This window comes from Streptomyces sp. NPDC003635 (assembly GCF_053587635.1).
In genome coordinates this window covers 39999-57668 of the sequence record NZ_JBSFOK010000009.1, presented here as the reverse complement: position 1 = coordinate 57668, position 17670 = coordinate 39999, and the positions used below count along the sequence as shown (strand labels likewise).

General features: G+C 71.6%; 15 protein-coding genes and 1 riboswitch. Of the genes, 13 read left to right on the top strand and 2 right to left on the bottom strand.

What is annotated here, in order from left to right:
- The first annotated feature begins 58 nt into the window (after positions 1–58).
- Positions 59–802: an N-acetyltransferase gene (locus ACWDRW_RS11455; RefSeq protein WP_451722214.1), complete on the top strand. Its 744-nt coding sequence runs from the start codon at positions 59–61 to the stop codon at positions 800–802.
- A 52-nt stretch (positions 803–854) separates the two neighbouring features.
- Here ACWDRW_RS11455 and ACWDRW_RS11450 read toward each other — a convergent pair whose 3' ends face one another.
- Both ACWDRW_RS11450 and ACWDRW_RS11445 read right to left on the bottom strand, forming a co-directional pair.
- Positions 855–1637 (bottom strand): hypothetical protein, encoded by a 783-nt coding sequence (locus tag ACWDRW_RS11450; protein WP_451722213.1) that lies wholly within the window; start codon positions 1635–1637, stop codon positions 855–857.
- A gap of 155 nt (positions 1638–1792) precedes the next feature.
- On the bottom strand, positions 1793–2473 hold the full coding sequence (locus tag ACWDRW_RS11445) for a hypothetical protein (protein WP_451722211.1): 681 nt from the start codon (positions 2471–2473) through the stop codon (positions 1793–1795).
- Positions 2474–2686: 213 nt separating this feature from the next.
- On the opposite strand from ACWDRW_RS11445, the gene ACWDRW_RS11440 reads away from it, so the two are divergent.
- The 12 genes from ACWDRW_RS11440 to ACWDRW_RS11385 all read left to right on the top strand — a co-directional run bounded on the left by ACWDRW_RS11440 (position 2687) and on the right by ACWDRW_RS11385 (position 17609).
- Positions 2687–4957: an N-6 DNA methylase gene (locus ACWDRW_RS11440; protein WP_451722210.1), complete on the top strand. Its 2271-nt coding sequence runs from the start codon at positions 2687–2689 to the stop codon at positions 4955–4957.
- 147 nt (positions 4958–5104) lie between these two features.
- Complete coding sequence (locus ACWDRW_RS11435) at positions 5105–5767, top strand: hypothetical protein (RefSeq protein ID WP_451722208.1); 663 nt, start codon at positions 5105–5107, stop codon at positions 5765–5767.
- 38 nt (positions 5768–5805) lie between these two features.
- Positions 5806–7293, top strand: coding sequence for a protein kinase domain-containing protein (locus ACWDRW_RS11430; protein ID WP_451722410.1), 1488 nt, complete (start codon positions 5806–5808; stop codon positions 7291–7293).
- The gene (locus tag ACWDRW_RS11425) at positions 7286–7666 is read left to right on the top strand and encodes a hypothetical protein (protein ID WP_451722207.1); all 381 of its coding nucleotides are present in this window, start codon (positions 7286–7288) and stop codon (positions 7664–7666) included. Before ACWDRW_RS11430 ends, ACWDRW_RS11425 begins: the two co-directional genes overlap by 8 nt.
- A 126-nt stretch (positions 7667–7792) precedes the next feature.
- Positions 7793–8455 (top strand): SurA N-terminal domain-containing protein, encoded by a 663-nt coding sequence (locus ACWDRW_RS11420; RefSeq protein WP_451722205.1) that lies wholly within the window; start codon positions 7793–7795, stop codon positions 8453–8455.
- A 135-nt stretch (positions 8456–8590) separates the two neighbouring features.
- A complete protein-coding gene (locus ACWDRW_RS11415; protein WP_451722204.1) occupies positions 8591–9592 on the top strand; it encodes a nucleoside triphosphate pyrophosphohydrolase in 1002 nt (333 codons plus the stop codon).
- Between the two features lie 50 nt (positions 9593–9642).
- Positions 9643–11772, top strand: a complete 2130-nt coding sequence (locus tag ACWDRW_RS11410; RefSeq protein WP_451722203.1) for a hypothetical protein — start codon at positions 9643–9645, stop codon at positions 11770–11772.
- The gene (locus tag ACWDRW_RS11405) at positions 11769–13049 is read left to right on the top strand and encodes a cytochrome P450 family protein (RefSeq protein WP_451722201.1); all 1281 of its coding nucleotides are present in this window, start codon (positions 11769–11771) and stop codon (positions 13047–13049) included. Before ACWDRW_RS11410 ends, ACWDRW_RS11405 begins: the two co-directional genes overlap by 4 nt.
- A 255-nt stretch (positions 13050–13304) precedes the next feature.
- Positions 13305–14345, top strand: a complete 1041-nt coding sequence (locus ACWDRW_RS11400; protein WP_451722199.1) for a LysM peptidoglycan-binding domain-containing protein — start codon at positions 13305–13307, stop codon at positions 14343–14345.
- 197 nt (positions 14346–14542) lie between these two features.
- A riboswitch (cyclic di-AMP (ydaO/yuaA leader) is annotated at positions 14543–14708 on the top strand.
- A gap of 4 nt (positions 14709–14712) precedes the next feature.
- Entirely contained in the window at positions 14713–15399 is a 687-nt protein-coding gene (locus tag ACWDRW_RS11395) for a transglycosylase family protein (protein WP_451722198.1), read from the top strand.
- A 332-nt stretch (positions 15400–15731) separates the two neighbouring features.
- Positions 15732–17021, top strand: coding sequence for a phosphopyruvate hydratase (gene eno / locus ACWDRW_RS11390; protein WP_451722408.1), 1290 nt, complete (start codon positions 15732–15734; stop codon positions 17019–17021).
- A 111-nt stretch (positions 17022–17132) separates the two neighbouring features.
- Complete coding sequence (locus ACWDRW_RS11385) at positions 17133–17609, top strand: FtsB family cell division protein (protein WP_451722197.1); 477 nt, start codon at positions 17133–17135, stop codon at positions 17607–17609.
- Positions 17610–17670 lie beyond the last annotated feature (61 nt).

Sequence of the window (17670 nt, the reverse complement as noted above, 5' to 3'; positions counted from 1 at the left end):
TTGCTCGGTCCCGGAAAAGCGATACCCGGCGCGTGGGGGTGCCGCTTACGGTGACGGCATGGAGTGGAAGGTAGCGAGCCTGGCCGAGCGTCCCGACAAGTACGAGCGGGTCGTGGAGATGGCGGCCACCTGGCCCGAGCCGGTGCTGAACGACCCGGTGGGCAACGCCCACTACGGCCGGATCGCCGCCGAACTCCCGGAGTTCGTGCAGTTCGCCGAGGACGAGCGGGGTGATGTGGTCGCCCACGCCTACAGTGTGCCCTTCGCCCTCCGCGTCGAAGGACGCGGCACCCTGCCCGCCCGGGGCTGGGACGAGGTGCTCGTATGGGCCTTCGGCGACCTGCGCCGCGGGGTGCCCGCCGACACCGTCAGCGCCGTCTCGGTCACCGTCGCCCCGCATGCCCAGGGCCTCGGCCTGTCCGCGCTGATGCTCTCGGCGATGCGGGACAACGCCCGCGCACTCGGCTTCGCCGAGGTCGTCGCCCCCGTCCGCCCCAACGCCAAGCACCTCGAACCGCACACCCCCGTCGAGGAGTACGCCCACCGCGTACGCCCCGACGGGCTGCCGCACGACCCCTGGCTGCGCGTCCACGCCCGGGCGGGCGCCGTCATCGACTCGGTGGCCCCCGCCTCGATGACCGTCTCCGGCTCACTGGAGCAGTGGCGCGCCTGGACCGGACTGCCCTTCGACACCGAGGGCGACATCGAGGTCCCCGGGGCGCTGGTGCCGGTGCGCTGCGAGCCGGAGCGCGGATACGCCGTGTACGTCGAGCCCAACGTGTGGATGCGGCACTCCCTGTGAGGGGCGCCGGTGGGGGCACCCGGCGCGGGGCGCCCCGATGTGAGGTGTCGGCTCAGGCGCCGAGCGCGTCCAGGTCCAGGATCTCGCCGGTGGGCTTGTCCGCCGGGACCGGCTTGTCGTAGTCGCTGAAGGAGAGCGAGCCGGCGTCGTCGGGGTTGGTGCTGACCAGCTTCAGCAGGTACGGCTCGCCCTCGGTGGCGACGTACAGCGTGAAGTTGTCCTTGCCGTCCTTCTCGTACAGGGTGATCGCGGGTGCGCCGTCGACCGTGGTGGTCTTGCCGCGGGTGGCGTCCGACTCGGCGTCGGTGGCGTCGCCGAGGATCGTGTCGAGGTTGCAGAAGCCGGTGAGCTCCTCGGCGTCCGCGCCGGTCGCGGACATCTTGGTCCACTTCCCGGCCAGCATGGCGACCGCCGCGTCGATGTCCGCCTTCGGCTCGCCCTCGCTCTGGCCGCGCAGGAAGTCCGCGTCGTACTTCATGTAGAGCGTGTCACCGCTCTTGATCAGATCGGCCCGGCCCTCGCCGTCCAGGCTCATGTGACCGGCGCAGTCGCCCTTGCTGTCTATGGCCATGTCCATGCTGATGGTGCCGCCGGTCTCGTCGTCGGGGATGTCGCCCTTGATCCGGAACGAGTCGGCCCCGCTGGTGGCCTTCACCGCCCGGTCGGCGATCTCCCCGCCGCTCAGCCCGGCGAACGGTTCCTTCGGCTTGTCGGAGCGGGCGGCACTGGGCTTGTCCTTCGCCTTGCCCTCGGTCTTGTCCTCGCCCTGGCATCCGGTGAGGGCCACGGCGGTGACGGCGGTGAGGCAGAGGGCGGCAAGTGCGGTGCGACGCATGGGGGTTCCTCGGTGAAGACGAGCGCGCGGAGGCGCTGGAGATTGAACTGACGGGTGGGCCGCGCGCTTCGGGGGCGGGCGGGCCGGTGACGCGAGCGGGGCGTGGCGCATCGTGCCGCGCCCCGCGCCGCGACGAAGGGGCCTCGTGGGCCGGATCAGGCGGACTTCTTCCAGTCCTGGCAGCCGGAGGTCTTGAAGTAGACGTCCGAGGCGCTGATGGTGACGACGGCCGTGCCGGTCACGTTGTTGTTGGCGATGATCGAGTCGATCGAGTGGTCGGCGTTCTTGGCGCGCTCCCAGTAGCAGGAGTCATCGGTGTTCCCGGTGGACTTGTACGTGCCGGGCGCGATGTCGACGCCGACTCTGAGCATTCCGGCGTCGCCGGCCATCTCGGCGGCCGGGGAGCCCTTCGCCTTCTCGTCGACGGCCTCCCAGTCCTTGCAGCCGCTGGACGTGAAGAGCTTGTCGGTGGCCTTGACGGTGACGTAACCCGTGCCGGTCACATTGTCGTTGGCGAGCAGCGAGTCCATCTCCCCGGAGGCGTCCTTGGCCCGCTCCCAGTAGCACATGCCGTCGGTGTTGCCGGTGGTGCGATAGGTGCCGGGCTTGACGTCCGAACCGACCTGGTAGTCGCCGTCCCCCGCGAACGCGACCTTCTTCTCGGCGACTTCCTCCGCGTCCGACTTCTTCTCCCCGCCCGTACCGCGGTTGGCGGACGCCGAAGAGCCCTTGCCGGTGGAGTCGCCGCCGCCGTCGTTCCCGGCGTTCGCCGAGACGGCGCCGATGACGACGATCCCCACGACGGCCCCCAGCGCGACCTTGCCCTTCATACCCATGGCTGTTTCCCCTCCCCTGAACGGCGACCGTCCTCCGATGCGGCGGTCGCTCGTTCGCTGGGTCAATAAGACCAGAGCCTGTGAACCGAGTCAACACGGTTCACAGAATGTCGTGTGTACACGGCCGTGAATGCATGGATCGGGTGTACGTCGGTATGCTCGTCGCCACAGACCTGATGCAGGCGAAAACGGGCGGGCGAGGGGAGCCGGGCGGTGCAGGACAATGCGACAGAGGTGACCGCTGCCGGAATCGCCCGGCTGGCCGGCGTGGGCCGTGCCGCCGTCAGCAACTGGCGGCGTCGGCACGCCGACTTCCCCCAGCCCGTGGGCGGCACCGAGGCCAGCCCCTCCTTCGCGCTCGCCGAGGTCGAGGCGTGGCTGCGCCGCCAGGGCAAACTCGCCGAGGTCCCGCTGCGTGAACGCGTCTGGCAGCAGCTGGCGGGCCACCCCGAGGGCCCGGTCGCGGCCCTCACCCAGGCCGGCTGCGTCCTGCTGCTCATCCATGACCGGCCCACGCTCTGGCTGGAGGTCTCCTCGGGCTCCGACGAACGCCTCGCGGCGATGCTGCCGGGGGCGCTGGAGCAGGTGCTGGCGCCGCGGTTCGGGGTGACGTCGACGCGGACAGGCTCGGCGGCTGTGAACTCGCGTTCGGTTGTGAACACACGCGGGGGTGTGAACTCGCGTGCGGCCGCGCAGTCACCGGATGCTGTGAACTCGTCGACTGCTGTGAACGTGAGCGCCGACGACGAGACGGACAGCGGTGTGAATCCACCCCTCGCCGTGAACTCGGCACCTGCTGTGAACACTCCGCATCCGGTTCACGCCTCGACGGCAGGCACCCCCACTGTTCACGCCCAGGCCGTACACACCCCCACCGGCCCGGAAGTCCTCCCCTCGGCGCCCCTCCTCCGCGGTGCCGCCGAACTCGCCGCCGAGATGGGCGGCGCCCGGCAGGCGTTCGAGTTCCTCCTCGGCCGGCACCTCGACGCCAACCCGCGCCAGTACACGCTCACGCCCGCCGAACTCGCCGGTCTCATGGCCGACCTGGCCGGGCCGGCCCGTACCGCCCTCGACCCCGCCTGCGGCACCGGCGCCCTCCTGCGCGCCGTCGCGCCCCGCCCCGAACAGGAGCTCTACGCCCAGGACGCCGCGCCCGACCTCGCCGCCGTCACCGCGCTCCGGCTCGCCCTGCGCACCCGCGCCGCCGTGCGCACGGCCGTCGGTGACACCCTGCGCGCCGACGCGTACCCCGGACTGCGGGCCGACGCCGTTCTGTGCCACCCGCCGTTCAACGAGCGCAACTGGGGCCACGACGAACTCGCCTACGACCCCCGCTGGGAGTACGGCTTCCCCGCGCGCACCGAGTCCGAGCTGGCCTGGGTGCAGCACGCGCTCGCGCGGCTGACGGACGGCGGCACCGCCGTGCTGCTCATGCCGCCCGCCGCCGCCTCCCGCCGCTCCGGGCGCCGCATCAGGGCCGACCTGCTGCGGCGCGGCGCGCTGCGCGCCGTCGTCGCGCTGCCGGTCGGGGCGGCACCGCCGTACAACATCCCGCTCCATCTGTGGGTGCTGCGCCGGCCCGACAAGGCCCCCGCGCGGCCCGAGGTGCTGCTCGCGGACGCGGGGCAGTTCGCGACCGAGGGGAGGGGTGGGCCCGACTGGCGGGCCGTGCGGGACGCCGTGCTCGACGCCTGGCGCGTCTTCGACCGCACCGGCACCCTCGACGAGCGGCCCGGCCTCGCCCGCGCGCTGCCCGTCATCGATCTCCTCGACGACGACGTCGACCTCGCCCCGGCCCGTCATCTGCCGCCCCCCGCCGCAGCGGACGGCGCGGAGGCGCTCACGGCCGTTCGCGAGCGCCTGGGGCAGACCCTGGGGCTGGCCACCGAGCTCACCCCGCCGCCCGCCGCGGGGGCGGGGCCCGCGCGCTGGCCGCTCACCACCGTCGGTGAACTGGCCCGCGGGGGCGCCCTGGTGCTGCGTACCGGCGGAAACGGCGGCCACGCGCGCGTGCCCGTCCTCACCGACCATGACGTCCTCGCCGGGACGGCGCCCTCGGGGACGCTCCCCGAGAGCGACGAGGAGCCCGTGCTGACGGAGCCGGGCGATGTCGTCGTGCCGGTGCTCGGCGGGGGCTCGATGGCGCGCGTGATCGACGGGACGACGGGGGGCGCCGCCCTGGGACGCAACCTCGTGCTGCTGCGCCCCGACCGCGCGGCGCTCGACGCGTGGTTCCTCGCCGGCTTCCTGCGCGGCACCGCCAACCACCGTCAGGCCAGCAGCTACGCGTCCACGGCCACCCGCCTGGACGTGCGGCGGCTCCAACTGCCCCGGCTCCCGCTCGACGAACAACGGCGCTACGGCGCGCGCTTCCGCGCCCTCGACGAGTTCGAGCGGGCCCTCAGGCACGCGAGCCGGCTCGGGGACCAACTCGTGCGCGGGATGTACGACGGTCTGACCGACGGCACGGTCGCGCCGGACTGACCGCCGGGGCGAGGGACCGGCCGGGGGAAGTGATCAGTACAACAACGGTTCGGTACAACCCGGGACCGGTTGTCCGTGTCGGCCTATACGCTCGAACTCTGTCGTTCGTTCGTCCGTCCCCATCGGCCCACCGGTCCAGGAGCAGTCATGTACGGCCACGGCGCGGCGCCGCCCACCCGCAGCGCTACAACGGTCATCTCCCTGCGCGTGCTGTTCGCCGCCGTCGGCTTCCTGTCCTGCGGGGTCCTCGCGTGCGTGCCGCTGTTCCGGGTGGCCATCCTGCGCGGGCGCTGGCCGGACTGGCTGCTGGCCTGGGTCAGCCTGCCGGTGTCCATCGCGTGCTTCGCGGTGGTCGGCACGGTGCCGGAGGAGGACGTGAAGTCGGACATCGCGCTGGCGGCGGTCCTGCTTCTCGGGGCGTTCAGCGCCGTGTACTTCCTGGTGATGGACATCCGCTTCCACGGCGCACTGCGGCCCCCGTACGCCGGTTACCCGCCGGCGCACGCCGCCACCACGCTCCACGCCCCGAACGGGCCGGCGGGCTACGGCTACCCGCAGCAGATGCCGCCGTACACGACCACGCCGGTCCAGCAGCCCCTGCCGCAGCAGCCCCTGCCGCAGCAGCCGCCCCCGGCGGCGCCGCACACGCCGATGCCCCGGACAGCCGTGCCCCCGGGTCCCGTACCGGCCCCGCCGCCGCCCCAGCGCCACGAGCCCGCGCGGATCGACCAGGTGCGCGCCGAGCTCGACGAGCTCAGCGACTACCTGCGCAACCACGACGGCCGCGGTGACCACGAGGGCGGAAGGTGACCGTGACGACAGGGCGTGTCGTCGCCGGCCGTTACGAACTGTCCACGCTCATCGGGCAGGGAGGCATGGGCCAGGTCTGGACGGCGTACGACCAACGGCTCGACCGGCGCGTGGCGGTCAAGCTGCTGCGCCCCGACAAGGTGGCCGGGCAGGAGGCGGACGAGCTGCGCCGCCGCTTCCTGCGCGAGTGCCGGGTGACCGCGCAGGTCGACCACCCCGGCCTGGTCACCGTGCACGACGCGGGCACCGAGGGCGAGGAGCTGTTCCTCGTCATGCAGTACGTCGACGGCGCGGACCTCTCCGACCATCTCGCCGAGCACGATCCGTACCCCTGGCAGTGGGCGGTCGCGGTCGCCGCGCAACTGTGCGCCGTGCTGAGCGCCGTGCACGCCGTGCCGATCGTCCACCGCGACCTCAAGCCGCGCAACGTGATGGTGAAGCAGGACGGCACCGTCACCGTCCTCGACCTCGGCGTCGCCTCCGTCATGGACGCCGACACCACCCGCCTCACCCACACCGGCACACCCATCGGCTCGCCCGCCTACATGGCCCCCGAGCAGGCGATGGGCGGCGCGGTCGGGCCGTACACCGACCTGTACGCGCTCGGTGTGCTCCTGCACGAACTCCTCAGCGGTGACGTGCCGTTCGCCGGCTCCACGGCGCTCGGCGTGCTGCACCGGCATCTGTACGAGCCCCCGCTGCCGGTGCGCCGGATGCGCCCCGAGGTGCCCGAGGCGCTCGAGGCGCTCGTCCTGCGCCTGCTCGCCAAGGACCCGCAGCACCGCCCGGCCTCCGCGCAGGAGGTGTACGAGGACCTGGCGGCGCTGCTGCCCGCGCGCGGGATGCCCACCGGGGCGCCCCTCGACCCCACCCGCCCCTTCCTGCGCCCGCACGCCCCCTGGCCGGACCGCGCGCGCACCCCCGCGCCCCAGCCCGCGGCGCCGGTCCCGCCCGCCGTGGAGAAGCCCGATGTCGCCCGCGCGGTCGACGAGGTCAAGCGCCTCCTCGGCGAGGGCCGCATCACCCAGGCCGTCGACATCCTCGGCGCGATCCTCCCGGTCGCCGCCGAGCAGCACGGCGAGCACTCCCCGGTGGTGCGCACCCTGCGCAAGCAGTACGCGGCCACGCTCATGGACGACGGCCAGTACCGGCGCGCGCTGCCCGTCCTGCGCGCCCTGGCCGCCGAGCGCGCCGCCGAGGCGGGCCAGGCCGACCCCCAGGCGCTGCGCTTCCGCTACGACGTGGCCCAGTGCCTGGAACAGCTCGGCGATCCGGCGGCGGCGCTGACGGAGTTCAGGGCGCTGCTGCCGTACTACGAGAACCAGTACGTGTCCGGCGACCCCGAGACGGCCCACGACGTGCGCCGTCGCATCGGCCACCTCCTGCTCGCCCTCGGCGACCGGGCCGCCGCCCACGACACCCTGGTACGCCTCCTGCACGACGTGGAACGCCTGCACGGTCCCGGCCACCCCCTGGCGGCGGACATCAGGCGGACGCTGCAGTGGCTGGGGCAGGTGCGTGGCTGAGGGGCGGCGCCGGAAGAGAGCCGCTCGCAAGGCGATCAAGCGGATCCTCGCGCCGCTGGACGCCAACATGCCCAGAGCCGGGGACCTGAGCTTCGAGGCGATCCGGCGGCTGGGCAACCCGGTGCCGATGCTGGTCCACAACCGCGGCGACGCACGGCTGGAACTGTGGCTGGAGCCGTTCGGGCAGGACTACTGGCTGGAGCCGGGGGAGTCGGCGTACGTCACCTCGTACGGGGAGTGGAACGACCATCCGTTCGAGACGGTCCACGAGCCCGGGTGCCTGACGGTCTGGGCCACGTCCTTCTTCGCCACGGTCTCCGACCGCGACGGCAACGAATTCCCCCCGGGCGCTCGAGACCGCGTCGAGCCCTAGCGCGCCGGTGCCCGAAGTCCTCGTGAATCGTTGGTCGAATGGGTTGGCCAGAGCTTGGCCACTGCCTAACATCGATCACCGCAAGACTTTGTGCACCGTCGCACAATCTCCGACCGGGAGGCTCCCTTGCACCGCCGCAGCAGCCGCACCAGCCGCCGTCGCACCGCGCTCCTCCTCTCCGCCGCGATCGCCGCGGCGCCCCTGCTCACCGCCTGCGGAAACGATGCGCATCCCGGCGCGGCGGCCGTCGTCGGCGAGCAGCGGATCACCGTCTCCCAGCTGGAGAACCGGGTGAACGAGGTGCGCGCGGCCCAGCGCGCGGTCGTGACGGACGAGGCGCAGTACGCCCAGTCCGTCGCCCGGACCGGCAGTCTCACCCGGGACACCCTGCACGGCATGGTCCTGGACCGCGTGCTGCACCAGGCCGCCGAGGACGCTGGGGTCACCGTCAGCCGCAAGGAGATCCAGCAGATGCGCAGCGGCCTGGAGCAGCAGGCCGGGGGCGCGAAGGCGCTGGAGACGGCGTGGCTCCAGGAGTACGGCGTGGCCCCGCAGCGTCTGGAGGAGAACCTCCGGCTCCAGCTGGAGGCCCAGAAGCTCGCCGCCAAGCTCGGCACCGACACCACCCGCCCGGAGTTCTGGAAGGCCCTGTCCGAGGCCTCCGAGAAGCTCGGCGTCGACCTCAACCCGCGCTACGGCACCTGGGACGTCCAGAAGAGCAGCCGTGTGGACGCCAAGACGCCGTGGGTGCGTGACGTGACGGCGGCGGGGTCGCAGGAGCCGGCGTAGCGGGGAGCGGCGGGACGGTACGGGGCGCTGCCACAGGTCCCTGTCCCGCATCGTGCGGTCATACGATCACACTCCGCACCCTGACCTGTGGAAAACCCGACCGGCCCCGTCACCGCCGTGCGTTAGCTTCGAACCGTGAACACCACCAGCCCCGCAGCCGCCCCGGCCGACCCCGGCCGTATCGTCCTGCTCACCACCAGCCACCGCGTCGCCCCCGGCCTGCTGTCCTGGCCGGCCTGGCAGGCGCTGCGCTCCGCCGACAGCGTGCTGTGCGCGGACGGCGCGCACCCTCAGCTGCCGTATCTGCGCGAGGCGGGGATACGGGTGACCGAGGCCGCCCCGACCGCCCAGGAGCTGGTCGACACCTGCGCCGGCGGACGCACCGTCGTGGTCGTGGCGACCGGCGAGGGCGACCCGGCGCTGACCGACGGCCTCGCCCGCCTCGCCGGCTCCGGCCGGGTCAGCATGCCGGACCTGGAGCTGCTCCCCGCCTCCTACGACCTGCCGGGCGCCCGCCTGCTCGACCTCGTCCAGGTCATGGATCGCATCCGCGCCGAGTGCCCGTGGTCGTCCCAGCAGACCCACAAAGGGCTGGCGAAGTACGGCATCGAGGAGGCGTACGAGCTCGTCGAGGCGATCGAGGAGGGGGACCGTGACGAACTGCGTGAGGAGCTGGGGGACGTGCTCCTCCAGGTCGTCTTCCACTCCCGGATCGCCGAGGAGGACCCGGAGGCGCCGTTCTCCGTCGACGACGTCGCCGGCACCATCGTCGCCAAGCTGATCCACCGCCACCCTCATGTCTTCGGGGACGAGACGGCCGCCACCCCCGAGGAGGTCAAGGAGCACTGGCTGCGGACCAAGGCGGAGGAGAAGCGAAGGGAGTCCGTCACCGACGGCATCCCCCTCGGCCAGCCCGGCCTCGCCCTCGCGGCGAAGCTGGCCTCCCGCGTCAGAACCGCAGGCCTGGACGTGCCGCTGCCGCGGACCGAGGGCATCGGCTACGAACTCCTCGCCCTCGCGGTGCGTGCCGAGGCGGAGGGCGTCGATCCGGAGGCGGCGCTGCGGGCGGCCGGGCGGGCGTACCGGGACGCGGTGCGGGTGGCCGAAGGACTGGAAGACGGGGGGCGTGAAGGTTAGTACGGTTGCCTCCAGGGTCGGGTTCGGGCACGGGGGCTCAAATGTCAGGCGTGTTGGACGATTTGGCGGGTGCGGCGGCCGGGGTTCTGGTGTCGTCGATGGGCTCGGACCACTGGGAGGAGCGCGTCAGGCCGACGTTCGTCCACATCTACGGCATGGCCATGAAGGAGGACGTGGGCCCGACGCTGGACAGCTTCCGGCGTGACGTGCGCAGCGGGACGATCTCCGCCCGGGACGCGGCGTTGATCTGGAAGTCCAAGATCCGCCTGGCGTTCAGGAGGGGAGTCATCGCCAACGAAGTCCACCAGTTCATAGAGGACTTCAGGCCCGACCTCGACCTCGGTACCTGCCCCTCCTGTGCCGCCCGGGTGGAAGCCGGTGACATCTACTGCGCGGAGTGCGGCGAAGTCCTCGGCGGGCCTGTTCCGGTCCCGACGCCGGGTCCCTCCACCGAGGCACACGGTGCCGTCGACCAGGCCGTTGACTCCATCCTTCGCCAACCTCCCACGCCCACCTCCCAGGACCACGTCGACTTCCGCCGGGCCAACTTCCACGCACCTGTCATCGGCGTGCAGAACAACTACGGCACCGCGGCCCCGGCGGCGACCGCCGACAGCTGGCCCCTGTTCTTCGACTTCCGTCGCAAGACCTTGGGCGTGCGGCCCGTGTCCGCCTTCGGTGACGAGGCGACGCTGCCGCCGTACATTCCGCGCGACGGTGACGACGAGCTGGACATGCTCGTCACCGAGGGGCTGCGTGAGGGCGGGCTGGTCATCGTGACCGGTGAGTCGCTCTCCGGTAAGACCATGACCGCCTGGGCCGCGCTGAACCGCAACGCCGAGGACGGCACCCGGCTGTTCAACGCCCACCCCGGGACGGATCTGCGCGAGCTGCCCGCCGCCTTGCGCGGCCGCGACCGCGCCACGGGTTACGTGGTGTGGCTCGACGACCTCGAGAGCCATCTCGACGAACGGGGTCTGGTGGCGGGGCCGTTGGCGCAGCTCGTCCACGAGGGCGCGCTGGTCCTCGCCACCATGCGGGACACCGCGTACGAGACACACCGCTTCGGCGATCATCCGACGGCCCGTGCCCTGCGCGGCGCCCGGACGGTGGATGTGACCCGCGAGTGGAGCGAGGCCGAACTCGCGCGTCTCGCGCGGGCGGACGACCGGCGGCTGACGGACCTCCCCCGGTGGCGGGGCGGGCTGGGCGTCACCGAGTTCCTCGCGGTCGGCCCCGAGCTGTGGGAGGAGTGGCGGCGGGCCGGCCGTCCGGGCGGGCGGGCGAACGGGCATCTGCTGGTGCGCGCCGCCGTCGACGCGGCCCGTTGCGGGCTCACCAGCGGTCTGCCGCTGGAGACGTGGGAGCACCTGATCAACACCCGCGCGATCTACGGTCCGCTGGTCCTGGACGGCCCCCCCTCGCAGGACGACCTGGACTGGGCGACCCGGCCTCGGCTCGGGGTCTGCGGGCTGCTCGTGCCCGGGGAGGAGGCGGGCACCTGGCGGGCGAGCGGGACCCTTGTCGCGGACGCGAACCGCTGTCCCGACCTGTCGGCCCTCACGCCCCACATATGGGGGTCCGTGACCCGAGTGGCGGCGGAGCGGGAAGTGCCGGAACGCCATGAGGTCTCCCGGCTGGCCCGCGCGGCCGTACGGGTCTCGGCCGAGGCGGGCGACGAGCAGGCCGCGCTGATCCTCGCCGTCCTGTCGACCTGGGCCGAGGACGACCGCGAGACACGGCGCTGGTGGGGCAAGGTCGCGGAGGACGACCCGAGCATGGCCTACATGCTCGGCCGGTATCTCCTCCTCGAACAGCGCGACCCGGAGGGGGCCGTCCCCCATCTCCGGACCGCGGTGGAGGCCGGAACCGCCGAGCCGGTGGAGGAACTCGGATTCCTCTTCCTCGAGCGGGCCCTGCACTGGCTGGGCAGCGCGGCTCAGAACGGCGGTGCCGCCGCGGCCGAGGTCGTCCCCGCTCTCCGAGCGGCCCTGCGGGACAAGGGCTTCGAGGCCGTCATGACGCAGCGCTACACGCGGGACCCGGAGCAGCCCCCGCATCCCGGTCCCGAGCTGTCGGCCCAGCGCGCCGTCAGCACGGCCGTCGCACTCGGCCTGCGGCACAGCGAGGCGGCACTCGAAGCGAGCTCCGCCCCGGCGCCCGATACCGTCAAGGAGTGACCGACCACCCCACCCCCGAAGCCACCCGCCCCCCGGCCCCCGAGCTGTTCACCTGGGAGTTCGCCGCCGATCCCTACCCGGCGTACGCCTGGCTGCGGGAGCACGCCCCCGTGCACCGGACGCGGCTGCCCAGCGGTGTGGAGGCGTGGCTGGTCACGCGGTACGCCGACGCCAAGCAGGCCCTGGCCGACCAGCGGCTCAGCAAGAACCCCGAGCATCACGACGAGCCGGCCCACGCCAAGGGCAAGACCGGTATCCCCGGTGAGCGCAAGGCCGAGCTGATGACGCATCTGCTCAACATCGACCCGCCGGACCACACGCGGCTGCGTCGTCTGGTCAGCAAGGCGTTCACGCCCCGCCGGGTCGCCGAGTTCGCCCCGCGGGTGCAGGAGCTGACCGACCGTCTCATCGACCGGTTCGCCGAGCGGGGCTCCGCCGACCTCATCCACGAGTTCGCCTTTCCGCTCCCCATCTACGCCATCTGCGACCTGCTCGGCGTCCCCCCGGAGGACCAGGACGACTTCCGGGACTGGGCGGGCATGATGATCCGCCACCAGGGCGGCCCCCGGGGCGGTGTCGCACGGTCCGTGAAGAAGATGCGCGGCTATCTCGCCGACCTCATCCACCGCAAGCGCGAGGCGCTGCCCGCCGAGCCGGCCCCCGGCGAGGACCTGATCTCCGGACTCATCCGCGCCTCCGACCACGGCGAGCACCTCACCGAGAACGAGGCCGCCGCCATGGCCTTCATCCTTCTCTTCGCCGGTTTCGAGACCACGGTCAATCTGATCGGCAACGGCACCTACGCCCTGCTCACCCACCCCGAGCAGCGCACCCGGCTCCAGCAGTCCCTGGCCGCCGGGGAAACGGGCCTCCTCGAGACCGGCGTGGAGGAGCTTCTCCGCTACGACGGCCCGGTCGAGCTGGCGACCTGGCGGTTCGCCACGCGGCCGCTCAGCATCGGCGGCCAGGACATCGGCGCCGGCGACCCCGTGCTGGTCGTGCTCGCCGCCGCCGACCGGGACCCGGCCCGGTTCGACGCGCCCGACACCCTCGACCTCGCCCGGCGCGACAACCAGCACCTCGGTTACGGCCATGGCATCCACTACTGCCTGGGTGCCCCGCTCGCCCGGCTGGAGGGCCAGACCGCGCTGGCCACCCTCCTGACCCGGCTGCCGGATCTGCGACTCGCCGCCGATCCCACCGACCTGCGCTGGCGCGGCGGCCTCATCATGCGCGGACTGCGCACGCTCCCGGTCGAGTTCACGCCCGGCGCCTGAGCTCTCCTTCGACCGAGTTCAGGCCCCCGCGCCTGAACTCCCCCTTCCGGTCGAGTGCACGCCCACCTCCCCCTGAGGAGCCGTCAGGTCAAACGTGACACGCCCTCAAGTTCGTGATCTTCACGTGATCTGCGCGGCATTAACTTGTGACAAGTGATCGTCTGCCGATACGTTCACTCGTCAGCGCGACGCCTCGCGCCACCGGAAACACGGCGGGCGTCGCGCCGGTCCCTGCTGTCTTCGAAAGGCCCCCGCATGCTCTCCGGGAACGGTCGTCACCGTCGCCCCCGCCAGGCTCCGGCTCTCATCGTCGCGGCCGGAGTGACCGGCTCCGCCATCGCCATCCCGCTGCTCGGCGCTTCGGGCGCCAGCGCCGCCGAGGGCAACACGTGGGACAGGGTCGCGGAATGCGAGAGCGGCGGCTCCTGGAGCGAGGACAGCGGCAACGGCTACTACGGCGGTCTCCAGGTCACCCAGGAGAACTGGGAGCGGTACGGCGGTACGACGTACGCCGACAGCGCGGACCAGGCCAGCCGCTCCCAGCAGATAGCCGTCGCCGAGCGCATCCTCGCCGACCAGGGCCTCGCCGCCTGGCCGACCTGCGGCCCGCTCTCCGGCCTGGACGCCAAGTCCGGTTCGGTCGGCATCGACACGGGCGTCGAGGAAGAGACGGATTCCCCCGGATCGTCCGAATCGGGCAACTCGTCCAACGCGTCGGGTTCGTCAGGCCTGCTGGACTCCCTCGGCGGTAACGCCTCCGAGTCCGCGGGCGACTCGGGCTCCGGCTCCGGCTCGGGAGCGGGCTCCGGCGCCTCCGTGTCGCCCGAAGCGTCGAGCGGCTCTGCGGAGTCGACGGGCTCGACCGAGTCGGCAAAACCGGATAAGTCGGACAAGTCCACCGAGTCGGCGAGGCCTTCGGGGTCCGATGGGTCGAAGGGGTCGTCCGAAAAGTCCGGCTCGTCCGGTCCGTCCGGCTCCTCCGAGAGTGACCCCGCGCGTGAGGTCGACGGCCTGTTCACGGGGATCTCCGGACTGGACAACTCGGACAACATCCTCTGGGTCGGGAGCGATTCCACCCTCGTCGACACCGGCGTCGGTCGTCATCGCGGCAAGCCCGCGGACGAGAGCGGGGCGGACGGTTCGTACCTCGTGCGCGCCGGCGACACCCTCGCGAGCATCGCCGACTCCCTTGACCTCAGTGGCGGATGGCGCGGGCTCTATGCCGCCAACGAGTCGGCCATCGGTCCCGACCCCAGCCGTATCACTCCCGGTCAGACCCTTGAAGTAGGGGACTAACCGGTCGAAAACCAGGGCCAGTTCGCGTCACACTTCGCACTGAATGTCCGCTTTGGTGAAAGTGTGGGATGAGTCTCAGAAGCCCTGATCGTCTTTGAAATTCCGCGGATCGCCTGTCTACGGTCATGACCGCTCGCAAGCAGCGGGCCCCGACTGCCGCACGCCGAATCCTGCCGGTGGCCGTCCGGGAACAGTCGTCGCGTCATGCGCCGTAGGCAGGAGCGGGGGACCCAAGGTAAGCGCCGCGCCGGTCGGTTGACCGGAGCGGCTTGGGGTGGAGCCGTACGCCGAAAGGTGTACGGCCGGGCAACTCAACCGGCCCGAACCCGACAGCTCACCTCGCAGGCGTCGGTGAGGGGATCGATCCATGCTGTTTTCCGGCAAGGGCAAGCACCGTCGTCCGTCCAAGGCCACTCGCGCCATCGCCATCGCCGGTGTCACCGGCGCCGCCGTCGCCGCCCCGCTGATGGCGGCCGGCAACGCCTCCGCCGCCACCGCCTCCGAGTGGGACGCCGTCGCCCAGTGCGAGTCCGGCGGCAACTGGTCCATCAACACCGGCAACGGCTACTACGGCGGCCTGCAGTTCTCGGCCTCCACCTGGGCCGCGTACGGCGGCACGGCCTACGCCTCCACCGCCGACCAGGCCTCCAAGGCGCAGCAGATCGAGATCGCCGAGAAGGTTCTCGCGGGCCAGGGCAAGGGTGCCTGGCCGCACTGCGGCGTCGGCCTGTCGAACGCCACGTACAGCGGTGGCTCCAGCACCTCCGGCTCCACCGAGAGCACCGAGAGCAGCACCCCGGCGCCGCGTGAGACCGAGCAGCCGGCCTCCCGCTCCGCCGAGCGCCCGGCCGCCAAGAAGACCGTCACCACCCCGACCGGCAAGAAGGTCAAGAAGGGTGACGGCGAGTACAAGGTCGCCAAGGGCGACACCCTCAGCACCATCGCCGAGGAGCACGACGTCAAGGGCGGCTGGGAGAAGCTCTACCAGCTCAACAAGGACATCGTTGAGGACGCCGACCTGATCTACCCCGGTCAGCAGCTGCACCTCAAGTAATCCCGTAGCCGAACCACAGGGCCCTCCCATGCGAGTCCTCCATACTGGAGGCCTCGTGAGGGTCACCCCCCGTCCCCACGGGCTCCCCGCCCCGGTGCGTGTTCCCCCGTACGCACCGGGGCGGGGTTTTTCTTCCGTGAGCGGTCCTTCTACGAGCAGTTCTTCTCCCGTAGTTCACGGATCCTTTGTTCCGGCGAGAAACAATGGGTACCGTCTGTCCTTGTCCACGGGACGGTCGGTCGGCTGGCCGATGTCCCTCAGGCGGTTAGGCTCTAGTCGCAAGGCTCACGTGCCCCGCACTTCCAGCGTCACATCCCATGAAGGAGATGCTCGTGCCGTCCATCGACGTCGTCGTAGCCCGGGAAATCCTGGACTCCCGAGGCAACCCCACGGTCGAGGTCGAGGTCGGCCTCGACGACGGCAGCACGGGTCGTGCCGCCGTTCCGTCCGGCGCCTCCACCGGCGCCTTCGAGGCCATCGAGCTCCGCGACGGCGACCCGAACCGCTACCAGGGCAAGGGTGTCGAGAAGGCCGTCCTCGCCGTCATCGAGCAGATCGGCCCGGAGCTGGTCGGCTACGACGCCACCGAGCAGCGCCTGATCGACCAGGCCATGTTCGACCTGGACGCCACCGACAACAAGGGCTCCCTCGGCGCCAACGCCATCCTCGGCGTCTCGCTCGCCGTCGCCCACGCCGCCTCCGAGGCCAGCGACCTCCCGCTCTTCCGCTACCTGGGCGGCCCGAACGCGCACCTGCTGCCGGTGCCGATGATGAACATCCTGAACGGCGGCTCGCACGCCGACTCCAACGTGGACATCCAGGAGTTCATGATCGCCCCGATCGGCGCGGAGTCCTTCTCCGAGGCACTGCGCTGGGGCGCCGAGGTCTACCACACCCTCAAGAAGGTCCTGAAGACGAAGGGCCTGTCCACCGGTCTCGGCGACGAGGGCGGCTTCGCCCCGAACCTGGAGTCCAACCGCGCCGCCCTCGACCTCATCATCGAGGCCATCAAGGAGGCCGGTTACACCCCCGGCGAGCAGATCGCCCTCGCCCTCGACGTCGCCGCCTCCGAGTTCTACAAGGACGGCGTCTACACCTTCGAGGGCAAGGACCGCTCGGCCGCCGAGATGACGGAGTACTACGCCGAGCTCGTCGAGGCGTACCCGCTCGTCTCCATCGAGGACCCGCTGTTCGAGGACGACTGGGCCGGCTGGAACACCATCACCGCGAAGCTCGGTGACAAGGTCCAGATCGTCGGCGACGACCTCTTCGTCACCAACCCCGAGCGCCTCGCCCGCGGCATCGAGGAGGGCTCCGCCAACGCCCTGCTCGTCAAGGTCAACCAGATCGGCTCGCTGACCGAGACCCTGGACGCCGTCGAGATGGCCCAGCGCAACGGCTTCAAGTGCATGATGTCCCACCGCTCCGGTGAGACCGAGGACGTCACCATCGCCGACCTCGCCGTCGCCGTGAACTGCGGCCAGATCAAGACCGGCGCCCCGGCCCGCTCGGACCGCGTCGCCAAGTACAACCAGCTGCTGCGCATCGAGGAGATCCTCGACGACGCCGCGGTGTACGCCGGCCGCTCCGCGTTCCCCCGGTTTCGCTCCGCGAACCAGTAAGCACGGAAAGGGCTGAGCCTGCTGAAGGCATAGCCAGTCGTACGTACGTCCCCGTACTCGGTCCCGTACCGTGTGCGGGGACGTACGCGCGTGTGTGAACGGGAGTGAGAGATGGCCGTCAAGGACCGGGACCGTTTCTCCACCGCGACCAGGATCCGGTTGCTGGGCGAGCAGACGGCGGCCCGTGTCTACCGCTCCCAGACCAAACGGCAGGCCCGCCGCTCCCGGCTCACCGGCCGCGCGGCCCTGCTCGCCCTGGTCGTCTGCACCCTGGTCGTCGCCCTCGCCTATCCGATAAGGCAGTACGTCGCCCAGCGCGCCGAGATCGCGGATCTGGAACGGCAGCAGCAGCAGGCCCGGGAGCGGGTCGAGGAACTGCGCGATCTCAAGGCACGCTGGCAGGACGACGCGTTCGCCGAGCAGCGGATCCGGGAGCGGCTGCACTACGTGATGCCGGGGGAGACCGGCTTCGTGGTGATCGACCCCGACGCGGCGAAGCAGACGCGCACCGACCTCGGCGCCGCCGACCGGCCCTGGTACTCGAACGTCTGGGACGGGGTCGACAAGTCCGACGCCGCCGACCGCTAACCGCCGCCGCCCGGCAGACACCGCAGACCGACAAACGAAGACGAAAGACTGTTAAGGCCCT